This window comes from Frigoribacterium sp. VKM Ac-1396 (genome assembly GCF_015350895.1).
In the GTDB taxonomy this organism is placed as follows: Bacteria; Actinomycetota; Actinomycetes; order Actinomycetales; family Microbacteriaceae; genus Frigoribacterium.
In genome coordinates this window covers 71868-90612 of sequence record NZ_JADKSD010000003.1, presented here as the reverse complement: position 1 = coordinate 90612, position 18745 = coordinate 71868, and the positions used below count along the sequence as shown (strand labels likewise).

15 protein-coding genes are annotated in these 18745 nt (G+C 71.7%); 11 read left to right on the top strand and 4 right to left on the bottom strand.

Annotated elements, in window-relative coordinates:
- Positions 1-21: 21 nt before the first annotated feature.
- On the bottom strand, positions 22-732 hold the full coding sequence (locus ITJ55_RS12680) for a PadR family transcriptional regulator (protein WP_194595736.1): 711 nt from the start codon (positions 730-732) through the stop codon (positions 22-24).
- 231 nt (positions 733-963) lie between these two features.
- Here ITJ55_RS12680 and ITJ55_RS12675 point away from each other — a divergent pair, with 231 nt between their 5' ends.
- Positions 964-2133: a LacI family DNA-binding transcriptional regulator gene (locus ITJ55_RS12675; protein WP_370544158.1), complete on the top strand. Its 1170-nt coding sequence runs from the start codon at positions 964-966 to the stop codon at positions 2131-2133.
- A gap of 115 nt (positions 2134-2248) precedes the next feature.
- Here ITJ55_RS12675 and ITJ55_RS12670 read toward each other — a convergent pair whose 3' ends face one another.
- Entirely contained in the window at positions 2249-3598 is a 1350-nt protein-coding gene (locus ITJ55_RS12670) for a globin domain-containing protein (protein WP_194595734.1), read from the bottom strand.
- Positions 3599-3810: 212 nt separating this feature from the next.
- On the opposite strand from ITJ55_RS12670, the gene ITJ55_RS12665 reads away from it, so the two are divergent.
- The 6 genes from ITJ55_RS12665 (at position 3811) to ITJ55_RS12640 (ending at position 10762) form a co-directional block, all read left to right on the top strand.
- Entirely contained in the window at positions 3811-5496 is a 1686-nt protein-coding gene (locus ITJ55_RS12665) for an ABC transporter substrate-binding protein (protein ID WP_194595733.1), read from the top strand.
- A complete protein-coding gene (locus tag ITJ55_RS12660; RefSeq protein ID WP_194595732.1) occupies positions 5493-6473 on the top strand; it encodes an ABC transporter permease in 981 nt (326 codons plus the stop codon). Before ITJ55_RS12665 ends, ITJ55_RS12660 begins: the two co-directional genes overlap by 4 nt.
- Positions 6470-7423, top strand: coding sequence for an ABC transporter permease (locus tag ITJ55_RS12655; RefSeq protein WP_194595731.1), 954 nt, complete (start codon positions 6470-6472; stop codon positions 7421-7423). Before ITJ55_RS12660 ends, ITJ55_RS12655 begins: the two co-directional genes overlap by 4 nt.
- The gene (locus ITJ55_RS12650; RefSeq protein WP_194595730.1) at positions 7420-9174 is read left to right on the top strand and encodes an ABC transporter ATP-binding protein; all 1755 of its coding nucleotides are present in this window, start codon (positions 7420-7422) and stop codon (positions 9172-9174) included. Before ITJ55_RS12655 ends, ITJ55_RS12650 begins: the two co-directional genes overlap by 4 nt.
- Positions 9175-9209: 35 nt before the next feature.
- Positions 9210-10391, top strand: a complete 1182-nt coding sequence (locus ITJ55_RS12645) for a family 1 glycosylhydrolase (RefSeq protein ID WP_194595729.1) — start codon at positions 9210-9212, stop codon at positions 10389-10391.
- A 95-nt stretch (positions 10392-10486) separates the two neighbouring features.
- A complete protein-coding gene (locus ITJ55_RS12640) occupies positions 10487-10762 on the top strand; it encodes a hypothetical protein (RefSeq protein ID WP_194595728.1) in 276 nt (91 codons plus the stop codon).
- Here ITJ55_RS12640 and ITJ55_RS12635 read toward each other — a convergent pair.
- Positions 10753-12081, bottom strand: coding sequence for a GNAT family N-acetyltransferase (locus ITJ55_RS12635; protein ID WP_194595727.1), 1329 nt, complete (start codon positions 12079-12081; stop codon positions 10753-10755). The genes ITJ55_RS12640 and ITJ55_RS12635 overlap by 10 nt on opposite strands.
- Positions 12082-12253: 172 nt before the next feature.
- Here ITJ55_RS12635 and ITJ55_RS12630 point away from each other — a divergent pair, with 172 nt between their 5' ends.
- Positions 12254-13366, top strand: a complete 1113-nt coding sequence (locus ITJ55_RS12630; RefSeq protein WP_194595726.1) for an LCP family protein — start codon at positions 12254-12256, stop codon at positions 13364-13366.
- 5 nt (positions 13367-13371) lie between these two features.
- Here ITJ55_RS12630 and ITJ55_RS12625 read toward each other — a convergent pair whose 3' ends face one another.
- Positions 13372-14754, bottom strand: a complete 1383-nt coding sequence (locus ITJ55_RS12625; RefSeq protein ID WP_194595725.1) for an MFS transporter — start codon at positions 14752-14754, stop codon at positions 13372-13374.
- Positions 14755-14977: 223 nt separating this feature from the next.
- Here ITJ55_RS12625 and dnaK point away from each other — a divergent pair, with 223 nt between their 5' ends.
- The 3 genes from dnaK (at position 14978) to ITJ55_RS12610 (ending at position 18680) form a co-directional block, all read left to right on the top strand.
- Complete coding sequence (gene dnaK, locus ITJ55_RS12620; RefSeq protein WP_194595724.1) at positions 14978-16855, top strand: molecular chaperone DnaK; 1878 nt, start codon at positions 14978-14980, stop codon at positions 16853-16855.
- Between the two features lie 11 nt (positions 16856-16866).
- Entirely contained in the window at positions 16867-17526 is a 660-nt protein-coding gene (locus tag ITJ55_RS12615; protein WP_082486659.1) for a nucleotide exchange factor GrpE, read from the top strand.
- A 158-nt stretch (positions 17527-17684) separates the two neighbouring features.
- Positions 17685-18680 (top strand): DnaJ C-terminal domain-containing protein, encoded by a 996-nt coding sequence (locus ITJ55_RS12610; protein ID WP_194595723.1) that lies wholly within the window; start codon positions 17685-17687, stop codon positions 18678-18680.
- Positions 18681-18745: the final 65 nt, after the last annotated feature.

Genomic DNA, 18745 nt, shown 5'->3' with positions numbered 1-18745 from the left:
TCAGCACCTCGGCACGGCCCGTCACGACCGGCCCCCGACGGTCTCGCCGCGGCCCCGGTCGGACCGGGCCCGGGCCGGGCCCGCCGTCGGCGCGCCCGCCGTCGGCGCGCCTGCCGTCGGTGCGCCCCCCGTCGGCACGCCGGGCGTCGCCTCGACCGCCCACTGCCGCTCGGCGAGCGACGCCCGGCGCACGCGCGACTCGACGTGGTCGAGCCAGCGCACCTCGGCCTCGGCCGCGAAGATCATCGAGTCGACGACGAGCTGCCAGGCGAACTCGCCCGGCGCACCCGGGTCGCCGCCCGCCCGCTTGCCGCGGGTCAGGCGTTGCAGCTTCGCCAAGGAGGCGCGGCGCTGCGTCTGCACGAGCGTCACGACGTCGACCCCGGGCAGGGTCGCGGCGAGGGCGAACTTCAGCGGCAACTCGTCGCGGGTCGCGTCGGGGCTGTCGACCGCCGTGCCGAGCCAGCGGGCGACCTCGGCCCGGCCGGCCGCCGTGATGCGCCAGAGCCGGTGCTGCTCGCCCGGAGCGGACCCGCCGCCCGTGGCCGCGCCGTCGGTCGGGTCGTCGCGCTCGACGAGACCGTCGCGGTCGAGGCGCTCGAGCGTCGAGTAGACCTGGCCGACGTTGAGCGGCCAGGTCGACCCGGTGCGTCGGTCGAACTCGGACCGCAGCTGGTAGCCGTAGCCGGGGGCCTGGTCGAGGATCGCCAGCAACCCGAGCCTGACGGTCACGAGGTGGCCACGTCGTCTGGTCGTCTCGCCATGGAGCCCTCCGCTTCTCGTCACGTCACCGCCGTCACGTCACCGCCGTCACGTCACCGCTGTCATGTGGCGCGGCCCCCACCCCCGGGGCGGCCGTGCATACCGAGTATGCCCTGGGTCGCCGACGCCGCCAAACGCGGCCTGACACCGGCCGACCTAGGATGGTCCGCGACCCGCCGCCGCCCGCCTGGAGGACCCCTCGTGACCAAGGCCCCCACCGTCTACGACGTGGCCGCTCACGCCGACGTGTCGATCGCCACGGTGTCGAGGGTGCTGCGCCGTCCCGACGACGTGCGCCCCGAGACCCGGCGGCGCGTGCTCGAGTCGGTGCGAGCGCTCGGCTACGTCCCGAGCGGCGCCGCGCGCGGTCTCGCCGGTCGTCGCACGGGCGTCCTCGGGCTCTTCCTGCCGGGGCACGACGGCATCGACGGCCCCGAACCCGACTGGGCGCGGGTCTCGGATCCGACCCGCATCCCGCTGGTCGACGACCGTGAGGGGGGCGGCGGGCCGCCCCTCGGCGACCCGGGCCGCGGTGGGCCGACGCGCCCCGCGCCTCCGTCGTCCGACCACGGCTCGAACCCGGCCAACCTCTACTTCGACGAGGTGCTGCGGGGTGCCGAGGTCGAGGCCTGGCGCCGGGGCTTCGCCCTGATGGTCGCGGCCGGGCGCGGTTCGAGCCGCGAGGTCATGGTGAACGACATCGCGGGTCGCGTCGACGGCTTGGCCGTGCTGGCCCAGACCGTGCCGGTCGACCTGCTCGCGCACGTCTCGCGTCGCATCCCCGTCGTGGTGCTCGCCGACTCGCGACCCGGCGACGAGCTCGACCACGTCGGCGTCGACAACGTCGCCGGCATGCACGCCCTCACCGAGTTCGTGCTGGGGACGCACGGCGCCGACCACGTGGCCTACGTCGCGGGGCCGTCGGACTCGCCCGACGAGCTCGACCGTCACGCCGGCTTCGACCGGGCGGTGGCGGCACACCGGGCCACGGGCGCCCGGGTCGAGGTGCGGGTCGAGCCGGGCGAGTTCAGCCGGGCGGGCGGGCGGCGGGCGGCCACGGCGCTGCTGGCGGCCGGCGAGCCGCCCCGGGCCGTCCTGTGCGCCAACGACCAGTCGGCCCTGGGCGTGCTCGACGTCTTCGACGACCAGGGGGTCGACGTGCCCGGGCGCGTGCTCGTGACCGGCTTCGACGGCATCGACGCCGGTCGGTTCTCGCGGCCCCGCTTGACGACGGTGCGTCAGCCCATGGGCGAGCTCGGCCGCGTCGCGGTGCGGACGGTCGTCCAGCGCCTCACCGACCCCGGCGCGCCGCCCCAGCGGGTCACCCTGCCGGTCGAGGTGCTGCTGCGCGAGAGCTGCCCGGCGCCCTGACCGTCGCGAGCTCGTCGACGGCCCTCGGTCCGACCGCCCCGCGGTTTGACCGCCCCGCGGTCCGACCGCCCCGCGAGCAGACCGCCCTGCCGCAGCCCGCTCCGCCCAGCCCGCCCTACCCCAGCCCGCCCTGCCCGGTGTCGGCCCCGGTCACGCTGCCGTCGTCGGGCCCGAAGACGAAGTAGTGCACGCGTTCGGCGTCGACCCCGTGGCCGATCAGGGCGGCGCGGGCGATCGCCATGAACGGCACGGGTCCGCACAAGAACACCCGATGCGCGGGGGTGAGGTCGACCCGGTCGAGGTCGATCGGGTCGAGGTAGACCCCCGGCCCGTCGATCGAGGCCTCCGCCAGCGCGCTGAGGGCCGACAGCGACCCCTGCGTGTAGCTGACCCGCAGGGTGGCGTTCGGCATCGACGCGACGAGGGCCTCGAGCTCGACCCGGTGGGCGTGCCGCTCGGGGGTGCGCTCGAAGTGCAGCACGGTCACGGGCCGGTCGGGCTCGGTGCGGGCCAGGTGGTCGAGCATGCCGAGCACGGGCGTGCAGCCGATGCCCGCCGACACGAACAGCAGCGGCGCGTCGTCGAGGTCGTCGATGGTCAGCGATCCGATCGGCGGCGACACGCTCACGACGTCGCCGACCCGCAGCTCGCGCATCAGGTGCGACGAGACCTCGCCGTCGGGGGCGGGTGGCTCGCCGACCAGCAGTCGCGCGCTGATGCGCCACTGCTCGTCGGGCCCGCCGCGCAGGCTGTACTGCCGGATCTGCCGCGCCCCGTCGGGCAGTCGCACCTGAACCGAGGCGAACTGACCGGCGCGGTAGCGGGGCAGCGCCTCGCTGTCGGCCGAGACGAGCGTCAGCGCGACGACGTCCTCGGCCTCGACGCGGCGCTCGGTGACGAGGGCCTCGCGCCACTCCTCACCGGGCTCGAGGTCGGCCTGCCGGTAGATCGCCTCGACGATCGCGGCCATCTCGTCGCGGGCGGCGCGGTACACCTCCGCCCAAGCGTCGACGACGGCGGGGGTGGCTTCCGCGCCGAGGCTGGCGGTGAAGGCGTCGGCGAGGTGCCGACCGAACAGCTCGTACTCGTCGCGGGTGACGCCGAGAGCGGCGTGCCGCTGGGCCAGCCTCGACACGATCTCGCCGGGCGTCGCGGGGGCGAGGGTCGGTGCCCCCGCCTGCCGGGCGGTGCCGGCACCCGAGGAGGCGCGGTGCCGGTCGGCCTCCGCACCCCACGTCGACCCCGGGGCCGCGTCGAGCACCGCCTCGGCCAGTGCCACGATGGTGCGGGCCAGCTCGCGCTGCTGCCGCCCCTGCGCCAGGTCACCCCGGTTGAACCGGTCGCGCAGCAGGTCGGGACGCGCCGCGAAGAGTCGCCGGTAGAAGTCGTCGGCGAGGGCGGGTGCTCGGTCGGCGACCACGGGCAACGAGGCGCGCAGCGCTCGCAGCTGGGCCGTGCTCGCCATGCGGGTGCCTCCGCTCTCGGGGTGACGAGGGTGCCGGGCGTCGGGTCAGCACCCGGAGCCGATTCTGTCGTGCGGGCCCTGGCATGCCCTGACGGTTGGCTCGGCGTCGAACGATCTCGCGCCTCCTCGTCTCGTCGGGCGCTTGCGCACGGTTGATGTATGCGCTTACAGTGGGCTCAGCTCACCTCGACGACGAATGAGAGAACGTGGCGATGACGCACGCGACACCCACCCGACGGCCCCGTCGGCGCCTCCGGACGCTCACGGCGCTGGCCGCGGCCACGGCGGCCGTGCTCGTGGCCACCGGCTGCAGCATCCAGATCCGCAGCCAGCCCGACCCCAGCATCGGGGCCGACACGATGCTGATCAACGCCGACAAGGGCAACCCGCAGTTCGAGCGAAACTTCAACCCGTTCCTCACGAACAAGCGCACCGCCTCGACCTGGATCTACGAGCCCCTGCTCGAGATCAACCCCCTCGACAACGAGATCACGCCCTGGCTCGCGAGCGAGACCGTCCTGCCCGACGCGCGCACGATCGACATGACGATCCGCGACGGCGTCGAGTGGTCCGACGGCACGCCGATGACCCCGGCCGACGTCGTCTACACGTTCGACCTGATCAAGGCGAACCCGACCCTCGACCTCAAGGGCGCCTGGCAGCACATCGACACGATCGAGCAGCAGGGCGACCACGTGGTCTTCCACCTGCAGACCGACGACGTCCCCGCGATGGAGATCATCGGCCAGACGACGATCGTGCCCGAGCACCTGTGGAAGGACGTCGACGACCCCACGACCTTCCGCAACCCCGACCCGGTCGGCACCGGCCCGTTCACGCTCGGCAACTATTCGCCGCAGCAGTACTCGATGGACAAGAACGAGACGTACTGGCAGGCCGAGAAGATCGAGATCGGCCACCTGATCCTGCCTGCGACGAACAACCAGCTCGACACCGTCACGCGCGGTTACGACTGGTCGTACTCGTTCATCAGCGACGTCGAGGGCACCTGGGGTGCTGCCAGCCCCGACAACCACTTCTGGTTCCCGCCGGGTGGCGTGATCGGTCTCGTGCCGAACCTCACCAAGGCGCCGTTCGACGACGTGAACGTGCGTCGCGGCATCGCCCTGGCGCTCGACCGCGGCCCGATCGCCGAGTCGGCCACCGAGGGCTACCTCGAGCCCGCCGGCCAGACCGGGCTCATCCTGCCCAACCAGCAGGACGACCTCGACCCGTCGATCCCGAACGCCGGCATCCTCGAGCAGGACGTCGACGGTGCCCTCGCGGCGTTCGCCGAGTCGGGCTACGTACAGCAGGGTGACCGGTTGGTCGGCCCGGACGGCGAGCAGCTGACGATCACGATCCTCACGGCCAACGGCTACACCGACTGGCTGCGGGCCGTGCAGGAGGTGCGGAGCCAGTTGGGCGCGATCGGCATCGACGTGCAGATCCAGGCTCCCCAGCCGGCCGGCTACCAGTCGGCCATCGCGAACGGCGAGTTCGACATGGCGATGGGCGGCATGGGCAACGGCAACGTCTACCAGGCCTACAACAACCTGCTCAACAGCGACTTCGCGACCCCGGTCGGCGAGACCACGGCGGCCAACTACGAGCGCTTCAGCGACCCCGCGGTCGACCAGTTGCTCGACGAGTGGAAGGCCACGACCGACCCCGAGCAGCAGAAGCAGTACGCCTACCAGCTGCAGAACGTCGTCTACGACCAGCTGCCCGTGATCGGCCTCTACTACGGCGGGCTCTGGGGCCTGTTCAACGACTCGAAGTTCACCGGCTGGCCCACCGCCGAGAACCCGTACATGGCACCGCAGAACTACGACCAGGCACCGCTGCTGATCTTCACGAAGCTGAAGCGCGTCGACCAGAAAGACGGCGACCAGTGAAGTACGCAGCCCAGAAACTCGGCCTGTTCGTGCTCACCCTGTGGGCCGCGGTCACCCTGAACTTCGTCCTGCCGCGGCTGATGCCCGGCAGCCCGACCGACGCCGCGATCGCGAAGTTGTCGCTGAACGGTCCGGTCAGCGCGGCGACCCGTGCCGCCATCGAGGCCCAGCTGGGCGTGCCGGACGGCAACGTGCTGCAGCAGTACGTCAGCTACCTCGGCCAGGTGGTGCGTCTCGACTTCGGCACCAGCTACACGTTCTTCCCCGAGACGGTCGGCCACCTGGTCGGCCAGGCGCTGCCGTTCACCCTGATCCTCGTCGGGGTCTGCACGATCATCGCCTTCGTGCTCGGCACCCTGATCGGCGTCGCCGCGGCGTGGAAGCGCGGCACCTGGCTCGACTCGCTGCCCACCCTGTCGGGCAGCTTCATGAGCACGTTCCCGTACTTCTGGACGGCCCTGCTGCTGCTGTTCTTCCTCGGCTACGTGCTGCACTGGTTCCCCACCACGGGGGCCTACGGCGCGACGACCACGCCCGGGTTCACGCCGGCCTTCGTCGGCGACGCCCTGCAGCACGCGGTGCTGCCGGCCATCACCATCCTGCTGACGAGCCTCGGCGGCTGGATCCTCGGCATGCGCAACGCGATGATCTCGACGCTGGGTGACGACTACGTCACCTTCGCCGAGGCCAACGGGCTGAAGGGCCGCACGGTCGCCGTGCGCTACGCCGCCCGCAACGCGATCCTGCCGAACCTGACCGGCTTCGGCCTCGCCCTCGGCGGCGTGGTCGGCGGCTCGATCCTCGTCGAGCAGGTGTTCGGCTACCCCGGCATCGGCTACCTGCTGTTCAACGCCGTCATCGGCCAGGACTACCCGCTGATGCAGGCCCTCTTCCTGATGATCACGGTCAGCGTGCTCGTCGCCAACTTCCTCGTCGACATCTTGTACGGCGTGCTCGACCCTAGGACCCGCCGATGACCTCCACCGTGTCCGTCCACCTGCCCGAGGGCGCGCCCCCCACCGGCCCCGCCGAGCAGAAGGCGCCCAGTCGCTGGCTCACCGTCGGCCGCATGGCCGCGACCGTCTGGTCGAACCCCAAGGCGAAGATCGGCGTCGTCATCTTCGGCGTCTTCGTGCTCGTCGCGATCTTCGCCCCGCTGCTCGCCCCCTACGGCGGCAGCGAGAACGGCTTCGAGCGCAACGCCGACGCGAGCTGGGCCCACTGGATGGGCACCACGGCCGCCGGCGAGGACGTCCTGAGCCAGCTGATCCACGGCGCCCGCATCAGCGTCTTCGTCGGCGTCGTCGCCGGCGTGCTGTCGACACTGGTCGCCGTCGCGATCGGGCTGAGCTGGGGCTACATGAAGGGCTTCGGCGGCGACGTCGTCGGCTTCGTCGTCAACCTCTTCTTGGTCATCCCGGGCCTGCCGCTGATGATCGTCATCGCGGCCTACCTGCAGAACGGCGGCATCACCGTGATCCTCGCGGTGATCGTCGTCACCGGCTGGGCCTGGGGTGCGCGCGTGCTGCGCAGCCAGACGCAGTCGCTGAGATCGCGCGACTTCGTCACGGCGGCACGGTTCTCGGGCGAGAGCGCGGGGCGCATCGTGTTCCGCGAGATCCTGCCCAACATGACCTCGCTGATCACCGGCTCGTTCTTCGGCGCCGCGACCAGTGCGATCCTCGCCGAGGCCGGCCTGGAGTTCCTGGGGCTCGGCGACTCGTCGATCGTCAGCTGGGGCACGATCCTCTACTGGGCGCAGAACTCGAACGCCCTGCTCACCGGCCAGTGGATACTGCTCTTCGCGCCCGGCCTCTGCATCGCCCTGTTGGCGATGAGCCTGACCTTGATCAACTTCGGCGTCGACGCCGTCGGCAACCCCCGACTTCGCGAAGGCGCGAAGCAGAAGAAGGAGGCGCGCAAGTGACCGCCACGGATCTCACCGACCAGCCCACCGCCTCCTCGCCCTCGTCTTCCGACGACGTGTTGCTCGACGTCCGCGACCTCAGCGTCGTCTACGAGAGCGCCGGCTCCGAGCCGGTGCAGGCCGTCGACCACGTGTCGTTCCAGCTGAAGCGGGGCGAGTTCGTCGGCCTTGTCGGCGAGTCGGGCTCGGGCAAGTCGACCCTCGGCTACGCGCTGACCCGTCTGCAGAAGTCGCCGGCACGCACCAACGGCGGCAGCATCTGGTTCGACGGCGCCGACGTCCGCGACCTCGACACCGAGGCGCTGCGTCAGCAGCGTCAGGGCGGATTCGCGATGGTGCTGCAGTCGGGCATGAACGCGCTGAACCCGGTGCGCACGATCCGCAACCACTTCGTCGACGTGTTCAAGGCCCACGGCCACGTGCCGCGCGACCGCTGGCACGCCCGCGCCGCCGAGCTGGTCGCCAAGGTCGAGCTCGACCCGGGCGTCCTCGCACGGTTCCCCGGCGAGCTGTCCGGCGGCATGCGCCAGCGCGTCTCGATCGCCCTCGCCCTGTCGCTCGAGCCGCAGCTGATGGTCTTCGACGAGCCGACCACGGCCCTCGACGTGCTCGTGCAGCACGCCGTGATGGACACCATCATCTCGCTGCAGCAGAGCGAGGGCTTCACGGCCGTGCTGATCAGCCACGACCTCGGCATCGTGCTCGAGTCGGCGCAGCGCGTGCTCGTGATGCACGAGGGGCGCATCGTCGAGGACGGCCGCTCGGCCGACGTGCTCGCCGACCCGCAGGACGACTACACGAAGATGCTGCTCTCGCACTACGCCGACCCACGCGCCGAGGTCGTCTCGCTGCCCGGCTTCGAGGACCGCTCGGTCCGCCGGGCCCGGGGTGAGCGCCGCGTCGACACCACGACCTCGGTGCCGACGGTCGCCACGCGCGGGCAGCGCACGGCGCAGCACGCGATCACCGTGAGCGGCGTGACCAAGACCTACGCGCCTCCTCGTCGGGGGGACGACCCCGTGCGGGCCGTCCGCGACGTGTCGTTCACGCTCGAACCGGGTCAGTCGCTCGCCCTCGTCGGCCAGAGCGGTTCGGGCAAGAGCACGATCGCGAAGCTCGTCACGGGCGTCGAGAAGCCCACGAGCGGCAGCGTCACCTTCGGCGACACCGACGTCACGCGCCTGCGCGGACGCGCCCTGCGCAGCTTCCGCAGCGACGTGCAGATGGTCTTCCAAGACCCGTACGCGGCGCTCAACCCGCTGCACACGGTCGAGTACACGCTCACCCGCCCGGTCGTGAACTTCACGGGCCTCACCGGTCAGGAGGCGCGGCGCCGGGTGCTCGAGCTGCTCGAGACGGTCGGTCTGACGCCGGTCGAGCAGTTCGCGGCGAAGCTGCCGCACCAGCTGTCGGGTGGTCAGCGGCAGCGCGTCGTGATCGCCCGGGCGCTCGCGAGCGACCCGCAGGTGATCATCGCCGACGAGCCCGTCTCGATGCTCGACGTCTCACTACGCGCCGGCGTGCTCGCCCTGCTCGAGGACCTCCGCGAGCAGTGGGGCGTCTCGATGCTGTACATCACCCACGACCTGCTGAGCGCCCGCCTGATCACCGACGACATCATGGTGCTCCACCAGGGCGCCGTGGTCGAGCGGGGGCACACGGCCGAGGTGCTGCAGCGGCCGACCGACCCCTACACGGTGAAGCTGCTCGACGCGGTGCCGAACCCGCGCCGATCGCACCGCGCCTCCTGACGTCCCCTCTCGCTCCACCCGAAAGGAACCACCCTGTGCTGACCTTCCCCGACGGCTTCCTGTGGGGAGCCGCCACCGCCGCCCACCAGATCGAGGGCAACAACGTCAACAGCAACTGGTGGGTGCACGAGAACGCCCCCGGCACGACCATCGTCGAGCCGAGCGGTGACGCGGCCGACAGCTACCACCGGTTCCGCGACGACATCCGGCTGCTCGCGGAGCTCGGCCTGAACAGCTACCGCTTCAGCATCGAATGGGCCCGCATCGAGCCCGAGCGCGGCATGGTCAGCAAGGCGCAGGTCGCGCACTACCGCCGCATGGTCGAGACCTGCCACGAGTTCGGCATCGAGCCCGTCGTCACGCTGATGCACTTCACCGTGCCGCGCTGGTTCGAGCGCGACGGCTTCTGGCGCGCACCCGACGCCGCCGACCTGTTCGCGCGCTACACCGAGCTCGCGCTGCCGGTCGTCGCCGAGGGCGTGCGGTACGTCTGCACGATCAACGAGCCCAACATCGCGGCGATGCTGGCCGGGGGAGAAGAGGCCGCGAACCTCGTCGCCCACGGGCTGCCGAACCCCGACCTGCAGGTGGCCGACGCCCTGCTCGCCTCGCACAAGCGCAGCCGCGAGGTGCTGTCGCAGGTGGCCGGCCTGAAGTCGGGGTGGACGGTCGCGACCCAGGCGTTCGCGGCCGTCGACGAGCCGGGTGCCGCCGAGGCGACTCGCGAGTACGGCTACGTGCGCGACGACTGGTACAGCGAGATGGCCGCGGGCGACGACTTCGTCGGCGTGCAGGCCTACACGCGGACGTTCGTCGGGCCCGAGGGGCCGCGCCCGGTCGCCGAGGGGCTCGAGACGACCCTGACCGGGTGGGAGTTCTACCCGCCGGCCGCCGCCGAGGGCATCCGCAGCGCGTGGGAGCTGTCGGGGCACGTGCCCGTCATGGTGACCGAGAACGGCATCGCGACCGCCGACGACAGCCGCCGCATCGCCTACACGCAGGGCGCCCTCGAGGGGGTCCACGAGACGATCGACGAGGGCGTCGAGGTGCTCGGCTACCAGCACTGGAGCGCCCTCGACAACTACGAGTGGGCCAGCGGGTTCCGCCCGACGTTCGGCCTGATCGGCTGGGACCGCGAGACCTTCGAGCGCACCCCCAAGCCGAGCGCCCGCTGGTACGGCGAGGTCGCCCGCGCGAACGGGTTGACGCGCGCGTAGCCGACTCCGGGTGACGTCGTCGTCGACGTCGGGCGACCGGTGCGGGCGGGACGTGATATAGATAACCCACGTTGTCGTCCGTAGAAAGAGCCGCCGTGCCGTCGCCCCTCGCCTTGCTCCGTCACCGACCCGTCGCGCGCGCCGTGGTCGCCGCCACCGTGACCGCCTCGGCCAGCGTGGTGGGCGGCGGCACCGTCATGGTGCTCTCGACCCGGGGCGGCGCGGCGGTCGGCCCCGCCACGTTGGTCGCGGGCTTCCGGTCGCTCGCCGCCGACCCGCGAGAGCTGGCGACGGCGACCACGATCATGCTGCTGGCCGGCACGGCCGGTGCCCTGGCCGGGGTGGCCGGAGGGGCGCGGCGTCAGAAGTAGGTGATGCCGTGCACCGGGCGCTCGGGGGTCAGCATCGCCCTCAGGCGCGCGACGGCGCCCTTCCGTCGTTCACGGACGAGGCCCGCCGCGGCCAGGGTGACCGGGTCGAAGCCGCCGAGCCAGAGGGAGCCGAGCGTCGCGACGTCGAGCTCGAGGTCGGCGCGGCGCACGGCGGCCTTCTTGACCGCCGCGTCGCCGCCCTCGCTCGTGATGCGGTAGGTGCCCGCCGCGTGCCCGAGCGCGTCGCCGATCGCGACGGTGACGACGCCGTCGGCGGCCCAGGGCCGGGCCTGCAGGGCGGCGACGGGGTCGAGGATGCGGAACCACACGTGGTCCTCGTCGTGGACGATCGTCAGCGCCCGGCCGTCGACCAGGGCGTGGGCGAGCGGGTCGTGCTGCGGCGCGTTCGGGTAGCGCACCGTGGCGACCAGGTCGACCGCGAGCAGCAGCTGCCAGAGCCCGAGGTAGGCGTCGTCGGTCGCGGCGACGAGGTCGACGACGACGAGGGTCGGGACGCCGGTCGAGCCGGCCCCTCCGCCCGCCGACTCGACCCGGTAGGTGACGTAGCCGTCGATCGTGCCGGTGGCGTCGCGGTGCACCGCCGCCCGGACGGCGGGGTCGGGGGTGCCGTCGGGGCGTTCGCGACGGAGCACGGCGTCCCACGACCCCGCGTGACGGTCGATCGACCCCGGGGTGCGGCTGTGGAAGCGTGCGAAGACGGCCGGAGCCGTCTCGGCCAGCGAGGCCGGGGAGACGAGTTCGGTGCTGCCCTCCGGCTCGCTCAGCAGGCCCCCGGCCCGGCGCACGTCGACCTCGATCGTGCGCTCGCGGACGCCCACGCCGAAGCCGAAGCGACGGTAGATCGAGGCCTCGCTGGCGGTGAGGGCGGCGACCGGGGTGCCGGCGGCCTTCGCCCTCGCCAGGTCGTCGGTCATCATGCGGCGCAGGAGGCCACGGCGGCGGTGCGTCGGCTGGACCGTCACGCCGGCGACGAGGTCGGCCTCGACGAGGCGGCCGCCGCCGACGTGCAGGGTCTTGTCGAACGAGGTGAACGTGGCGACGGGGCGCCCGTCGGCGTCGAGCGAGCCCGGGTTCGCCTCGCGACGGTAGGCGCCGGTCAGGCGTCGGCCGTCGGCGACGAGCCGCCGGGCGGAACGGCCCAGGGCGGCGTCGTCGGGGGCGGGCTCGTGGAACCCCATCGACTCGGCGGCGACCCAGGCGGCGGTCGCGTCGTCGGCCCGGGGTGACTCGTCGCCCGCCTCGGGGTCGAGCGCGGCCGCGAAGGTGCGGATGTCGTAGTCGTCGTCGAGGGTGCTCACCCGGTCAGCCTACGGACCACCGCCGACGCTGTCGTCGTCCGCGAGGCGGAGCCCCCGGGAGGCGCGGTTCCGGCCGTCACCGCGCCTCCCGGCCCTGGCCTCCGCCCACGTCGCGACCGCGCTCGCCTCCGCCCCTCTTGTCTCCGTTCTGAATGTGAAATACAATATGAGGATGCCTGCCGAACGACACCAGTCCACGCCCGCGTCGTCCGAGGCGGACGCCCTCGACCGACTCGGACTCGAGGGGGCGGAGGCCACGACCCCGCCCCCGCCCCGGGGTGAGCGGTCGGCCCGCCGGCGGGACCGTCGGCGTCGGCGCCGGGTGGTCGCCACCCTCGTGTCCGCCCTCGTGGTCTTCGTCGGCCTGCCCGCGCTGGTGCTCGGCGTCGGGGCGGGGTACCTCGCGCACCTCGCCCGCACCTGGGACGAGGGCGCGACCACCATCGAGGCGGCCTTCCCCGACGAGGCCGACCGGCCCGCCCCGGCCGACGACGGCTCGCTCGACGTCCTGCTGCTCGGCTCCGACACGCGGGTGGCCGGCGAGTCCGGACGCTCGGACTCGATGATGCTCGTGCACCTGCCGGCCGACCGCAGCGCGGTCTACGTGATGTCGATCATGCGCGACACCTGGGTCGACGTGCCGGGGCACGGCATGGCCAAGATCAACGCCGCGTACAGCTGGGGCGGCGTCCCGCTCACGGTGCAGACCGTCGAGCAGCTGCTGCAGACCCGGGTCGACCACGTGGCCGAGGTCGACTTCGCCGGCTTCGAGGCGATGACCGACGCCCTCGGCGGCGTCGACGTCGTCAGCGAGCGGGCGTTCCGGGCGGGTGGCCACGAGTTCGTCCAGGGCGAGAACCACCTCGACGGCGAGCAGGCGCTCGACTTCGTGCGCGAGCGGAAGTCGTTCGCCGAGGCCGACCACCAGCGCGTGCGCAACCAGCAGGCGTTCGTCCGAGGCCTGGTCGACGGGCTGCTCGACCGGCACACCCTCACCGACCCGGCCGCCCTCTCGGCGTTCGTCGCCGCGACCGCCGACCACGTCGCCGTCGACCCCGGCCTCACGCCGACCCGCATGGCCGAGGTCGCCTGGAGCTCACGCGGGCTCCGGCCGTCGGGCCTGAAGACGTTCACGATGGCGACGTCGGGCGGGGGCACCTCGGCGGACGGTCAGTCGTACGTCTCGTTCGACGTCGACCGGCTCTACGCCTTGCGCGAGGCCCTGCGGGACGACACCGTCGGCGGCTACCTGGCCGGCGCCTCCTCGGCCAGCCCGGCCGGCTGACCGGATCAGTCGATCGCGCGTTGGGCCGTCTTGACGGGCAGCATCAGCACGAGACCCGCCAGCAGCACGAGCGCGATGCCCACGATGCCGAAGCGCGTGTCGCCGGTCGCGCCGACGAAGAGCGTGAAGAGCCCGGGTGCCAAGAAGCTCACGGCCCGGCCGGTCGTCGCGTAGAGGCCGAAGATCTCGCCCTCGCGGCCCGGGGGAGTGATGCGCGCGAGAAAGGACCTGCTCGCCGACTGGATCGGCCCGACGAACAGCGCCAGGGCCAGGCCGAACACCCAGAAGAGGTTCGTCGAGGTGCCGATGGCGAGCACGGCGAAGGCCGCGGCCACGAGGCCGATCAGCGAGCCGACGATGATCGTCTTGGCCCCGAGGCGGTCGTCGAGCCAGCCGCCCACGAAGGTGCCGATGCCGGCCACGAGGTTCGCGCCGACCGCGAAGTAGATCACCATCGCCGGCGTGAAGCCGAACACCACCGCGGCGATGATGGCGCCGAAGGTGAACACGGCGGCGAGGCCGTCGCGGAAGACCGCGCTGGCCAGCAAGAACAGCAGCACCTGGCGGTTGGTGCGCCAGAGCTTCGCGATCGTCGACCCCAGGAGGCGGTACGAGCGCCACAGTCCCACCCGCGCCCCGGCGGCGGTGGCGGGCAGCTCGGGCACCGACAGCAGCACCGGCACGGCGAAGACGGCGAACCACACCGCGGCGACGACGATCGAGAGGCGGACGTCCCACGAGCCGCCCGCCGTGCCCGTCGCCACGCCGAGCAGGCCGCCTCGGCCCTCGACGCCGAAGCTCTGCAAGAAGGCGACGAGCAACAGCAGCAGCAGCACGATGCCGCCGACGTAGCCCAGGCCCCAGCCGAAGCCCGACACCTTGCCGATCGTCTTCGGGGTCGAGACCTGAACGAGCATCGCGTTGTAGTTGACGCTCGCGAACTCGAAGAAGAGGTTGCCGACGGCCAGCAGGGCGGCGCCGAAGACGAGGTAGCCGGGCGCCGGCGCCACGAAGACCATGGCGACCATCGCCAGCACCACGAGGCCGGTGTTGATCGCCAGCCAGAGCTTGCGGCGCCCCGAACCGTCGCTGCGTTGGCCGAGCACGGGGGCGAGCAGGGCGATCAGCACGCCCGCGATCGTGAGGGCCGTCGAGATGACCGTCGCGTTCTGGGCCTTCGCCAGCTGCAGCGCGGGGTTCTGGGTGTCGTCCCCCGCCGCGGCGACGATCGCCGGGTCGACGAACGCCCCGCTGGCCAGGTAGGTGCTGAAGACGAACGAGGTGACGACGGCGTTGAAGGCGGCGGAGCCCCAGTCCCACAGGGCCCACGATACGACCCGTCGACGCGGGATCGGGCTGCTGTCGGCGAGCGTCTGCGCTGCGGTCATGGGGGTCAACCTAGTGGGCGGACGTGACCGACGCGGGTCGCGCCTCCTCGTCGGTCGCCCCCCGTCCGAGAGTTGAGTCTCTCTGGCTCAACTTTCAGGTTCACAGCTTGACCTGAGGCCAGCCGTGAGTAAAGTTGAGCCTGTTCGACTCAAGCAGTCGGCCCCGTACGTCTCGGACGTCACGACTTCCCGCATCACCCGCACCATCGAAGGAGAAAAGCACATGGCACGTGCAGTAGGAATCGACCTCGGCACCACCAACTCGGTCGTCAGCGTCCTCGAGGGTGGCGAGCCCACCGTCATCGCGAACGCCGAGGGCCTGCGCACGACCCCCTCGGTCGTCGCCTTCACGAAAGACGGAGAAGTGCTGGTCGGCGAGACCGCCAAGCGCCAGGCCGTCACCAACGTCGACCGCACCATCGCGAGCGTCAAGCGTCACGTCGGCACCGACTGGAAGGTCGAGATCGACGACAAGAAGTACACGCCGCAAGAGATCTCGGCGCGCATCCTCGGCAAGCTCAAGCGCGACGCCGAGCAGTACCTCGGCGAAGAGGTCACCGACGCGGTCGTCACCGTGCCGGCGTACTTCAACGACTCCGAGCGCCAGGCCACGAAAGAGGCCGGCGAGATCGCGGGCCTGAACGTCCTGCGCATCATCAACGAGCCCACCGCCGCCGCCCTGGCCTACGGCCTCGACAAGGGCAAGGAAGACGAGCTCATCCTGGTCTTCGACCTCGGTGGCGGAACCTTCGACGTCTCGCTGCTCGAGGTGGGCAAGGACGACGACTTCAGCACGATCCAGGTGCGCAGCACCTCGGGTGACAACCGCCTCGGTGGCGACGACTGGGACAACCGCATCGTCGAGCACCTGATCAAGAAGTTCAAGGACGCGAACGGCGTCGACCTCTCGACCGACAAGATCGCCAAGCAGCGCCTGAAAGAGGCCGCCGAGCAGGCCAAGAAAGAGCTGTCGTCGAGCACCTCGACCAGCATCCAGCTGCCGTACCTGACGCTGACGGCCGACGGCCCGCTCAACCTCGACGAGACGATCTCGCGCTCGCAGTTCGAGCAGTGGACGAGCGACCTGCTCGACCGCACCAAGAAGCCCTTCAACGACGTGATCAAAGAGGCCGGCGTCAAGGTCGGCGACATCGCGCACGTCGTGCTGGTCGGCGGCTCGACCCGCATGCCCGCCGTCACCGAGGTCGTCAAGCAGCTGACCGGCGGCCAGGAGCCCAACAAGGGCGTCAACCCCGACGAGGTCGTGGCCGTGGGCGCCGCCCTGCAGGCCGGCGTGCTGAAGGGTGAGCGGAAGGACGTCCTGCTGATCGACGTCACCCCGCTGAGCCTCGGCATCGAGACCAAGGGTGGCGCGATGACCAAGCTCATCGAGCGCAACACGGCCATCCCGACCAAGCGCAGCGAGACCTTCACGACGGCCGACGACAACCAGCCGTCCGTCGCGATCCAGGTCTTCCAGGGCGAGCGCGAGTTCACCCGCGACAACAAGAACCTCGGCACCTTCGAGCTGACCGGCATCGCCCCCGCCCCGCGTGGCGTGCCGCAGATCGAGGTCACGTTCGACATCGACGCCAACGGCATCGTGCACGTGTCCGCGAAAGACAAGGGCACCGGCAAAGAGCAGTCGATGGTCATCTCGGGCGGTTCGTCGCTGTCGAAGGACGACATCGAGCGCATGGTCCGCGAGGCCGAAGAGAACGCCGCCGAAGACAAGGCGCGTCGCGAGGCGAACGAGACCCGCAACAACGCCGAGCAGCTCGTCTACTCGATCGAGAAGTTGATCAAGGAGAACGACGACAAGCTGCCCGCCGACGTCAAGAGCGAGGTCCAGGCCGACGTCGACGCCCTCAAGACCGCGCTCGCCGGCGACGACGAGTCCGCGATCAAGCCCGCGTTCGACAAGCTGAACGAGAGCCAGCAGAAGCTCGGCCAGGCGATCTACTCGCAGAGCCAGGCCGACCAGGCGGGTGCTGCCGGTGCCGCCGGCGAGGGCGCGCCGACCGACGGCCAGGCCGCAGGTGACGACGAAGACATCGTCGACGCCGAGGTCGTGGACGACGACGACAACGACAAGAAGTAGAGGCGGTCGGCATGACTGACCAGAACAAGACGCCCGACGACGAGCCGCGCCCCGCGACCCCGTCCGAAGACGGGGGCACGGCCGACGTGGTCGACCCCGACGAGCTCGTCGACGCCGAGGCGCCCGACGTCGAGGTCTCGGCCGACGCCGAGGCCCCGGCGGGGGCCAAGGCGGCCGCCGACGAGATGGCTCAGGCGCCCGAGGGCACCGAGACGCTCAGCGCCGACGACGAGGCCATCCTCGACGCGGCGAGTGCCGACCTCGTGGCCGACATGCGTCAAGACATGCTGCGGGCACAGGCCGAGCTGGTGAACTTCCGGAGGCGCGTCGAGCGTGACCGCGAGGCCAACCGCGAGGCCGTGGTCGCCGAGGTCGTCCGCTCGTTGCTGCCGGCGCTCGACGACCTGGCCCGTGCCGAACAGCACGGCGACCTGGCCGAGGGCCCGATGACCGTCATCGCGCAGAAGATCCGCGGGGGGCTCGACAAGTTCGGCCTGGCGCAGATCGGCGCCAAGGGCGACGTCTTCGACCCGAGCAAGCACGACGCCCTCGTCCAGCTGCCGAGCGCCGACGTCACGGTCAACACCGTGGCCGACGTGATCGAGCCGGGCTACACGATCGGCGACCGGGTCATCCGGGCCGCCAAGGTCGCGGTGCACACCCCGCAGTGACACCCCGGTGACGGGCGGCCCACCCGGCTGCCCGTCACCACCCCCTGCGACGTGAGTCGCGATCGGCGGTGGGCTCCTCGACGAGGTGCCCACCGCCTCCCCCGTTCTCTCCAGGTCGCTGCCGGGCAGCGACCTCCAGTCAAGGAAGGAGGTGCCGCATGGCGAGTCAGGACTGGTTCGACAAGGACTTCTACGCCGTCCTCGGCGTCTCCAAAGACGTCACGCCGGCCGAGCTCAAGAAGGTCTACCGCAAGCTGGCGCGCAAGTACCACCCCGACAGCAACCCGGGCGACGCGGCCAGCGAGGCCAAGTTCAAAGAGATCAGCGAGGCCAACTCGGTGCTCTCCGACCCCGAGCAGCGTCGTGAGTACGACCAGGTCCGCGCGATGGGCAACGGTGCCCGCTTCACGGCCGGCAGCGGCGGCCCCGGAGGCGCGGGTGGCGGTTTCGAGGACGTCTTCGGCGGCATGTTCAACCAGGGTGGCCAGCGCACCCAGTTCCGCCAGGGCGGCGGAGGCGGCTTCGACGACATCTTCGGCGGCATGTTCGGTGGTGGTGGCTTCGGCCAGACCAACGGCGGCTACCGCGGTTTCGGCGGGCCGTCGAAGGGCCGCGACATGACGGCCAGCACGACCCTCGACTTCCAGACCGCGATCGTCGGCGAGACCATCACGCTGCAGGCCTCGAACGGCAAGCCCATGAAGGTCCGCATCCCCGCGGGCGTCCACGACGGCCAGAAGATCAAGCTGCGCGGTCGGGGCGAGCAGAGCCCCGACGGCGGCGAGGCCGGCGACATGGTGTTGACCGTCGCGGTCCGCAAGCACCCGGTCTTCGAGCTCGACGGCAAGAACCTGCGGCTCGACGTGCCCGTCACCTTCGCCGAGGCCACCCTCGGGGCGACCATCGAGGTGCCGACCCTCGGCGGCGACCCGGTCCGCCTGCGCGTCGCACCGGGCACCCCGTCCGGGCGCGTGCTGCGCGTCAAGGGCCGCGGCGTCCACGCGAAAGACGGTGTCGGCGACCTGCTGGCCACCGTCCAGGTGGCCGTGCCCGCCCACCTCAACGACAAGGCGCGCGAGGCCGTCGAGGCGCTCGCCGCGGCCCTGCCGGCCGAGAACCCCCGCGACGACCTGATCGCCCGCGCCCGGGCCTGACCGCCCGGGTCCGGTACCGCCCGGGTCCGGTACCGCCCGGTCGGGCATCGCCCGGGCGGCAGCCC

Coding starts and splice junctions, on each gene's coding strand:
- dnaK (WP_194595724.1), top strand. CDS start 14,978: ATGGCACGTGCAGTAGGAATCGACCTCGGCACCACCAACTCGGTCGTC.
- ITJ55_RS12610 (WP_194595723.1), top strand. CDS start 17,685: ATGGCGAGTCAGGACTGGTTCGACAAGGACTTCTACGCCGTCCTCGGC.
- ITJ55_RS12625 (WP_194595725.1), bottom strand. CDS start 14,754: ATGACCGCAGCGCAGACGCTCGCCGACAGCAGCCCGATCCCGCGTCGA.
- ITJ55_RS12655 (WP_194595731.1), top strand. CDS start 6,470: ATGACCTCCACCGTGTCCGTCCACCTGCCCGAGGGCGCGCCCCCCACC.
- ITJ55_RS12630 (WP_194595726.1), top strand. CDS start 12,254: ATGCCTGCCGAACGACACCAGTCCACGCCCGCGTCGTCCGAGGCGGAC.
- ITJ55_RS12615 (WP_082486659.1), top strand. CDS start 16,867: ATGACTGACCAGAACAAGACGCCCGACGACGAGCCGCGCCCCGCGACC.
- ITJ55_RS12670 (WP_194595734.1), bottom strand. CDS start 3,598: ATGGCGAGCACGGCCCAGCTGCGAGCGCTGCGCGCCTCGTTGCCCGTG.
- ITJ55_RS12665 (WP_194595733.1), top strand. CDS start 3,811: ATGACGCACGCGACACCCACCCGACGGCCCCGTCGGCGCCTCCGGACG.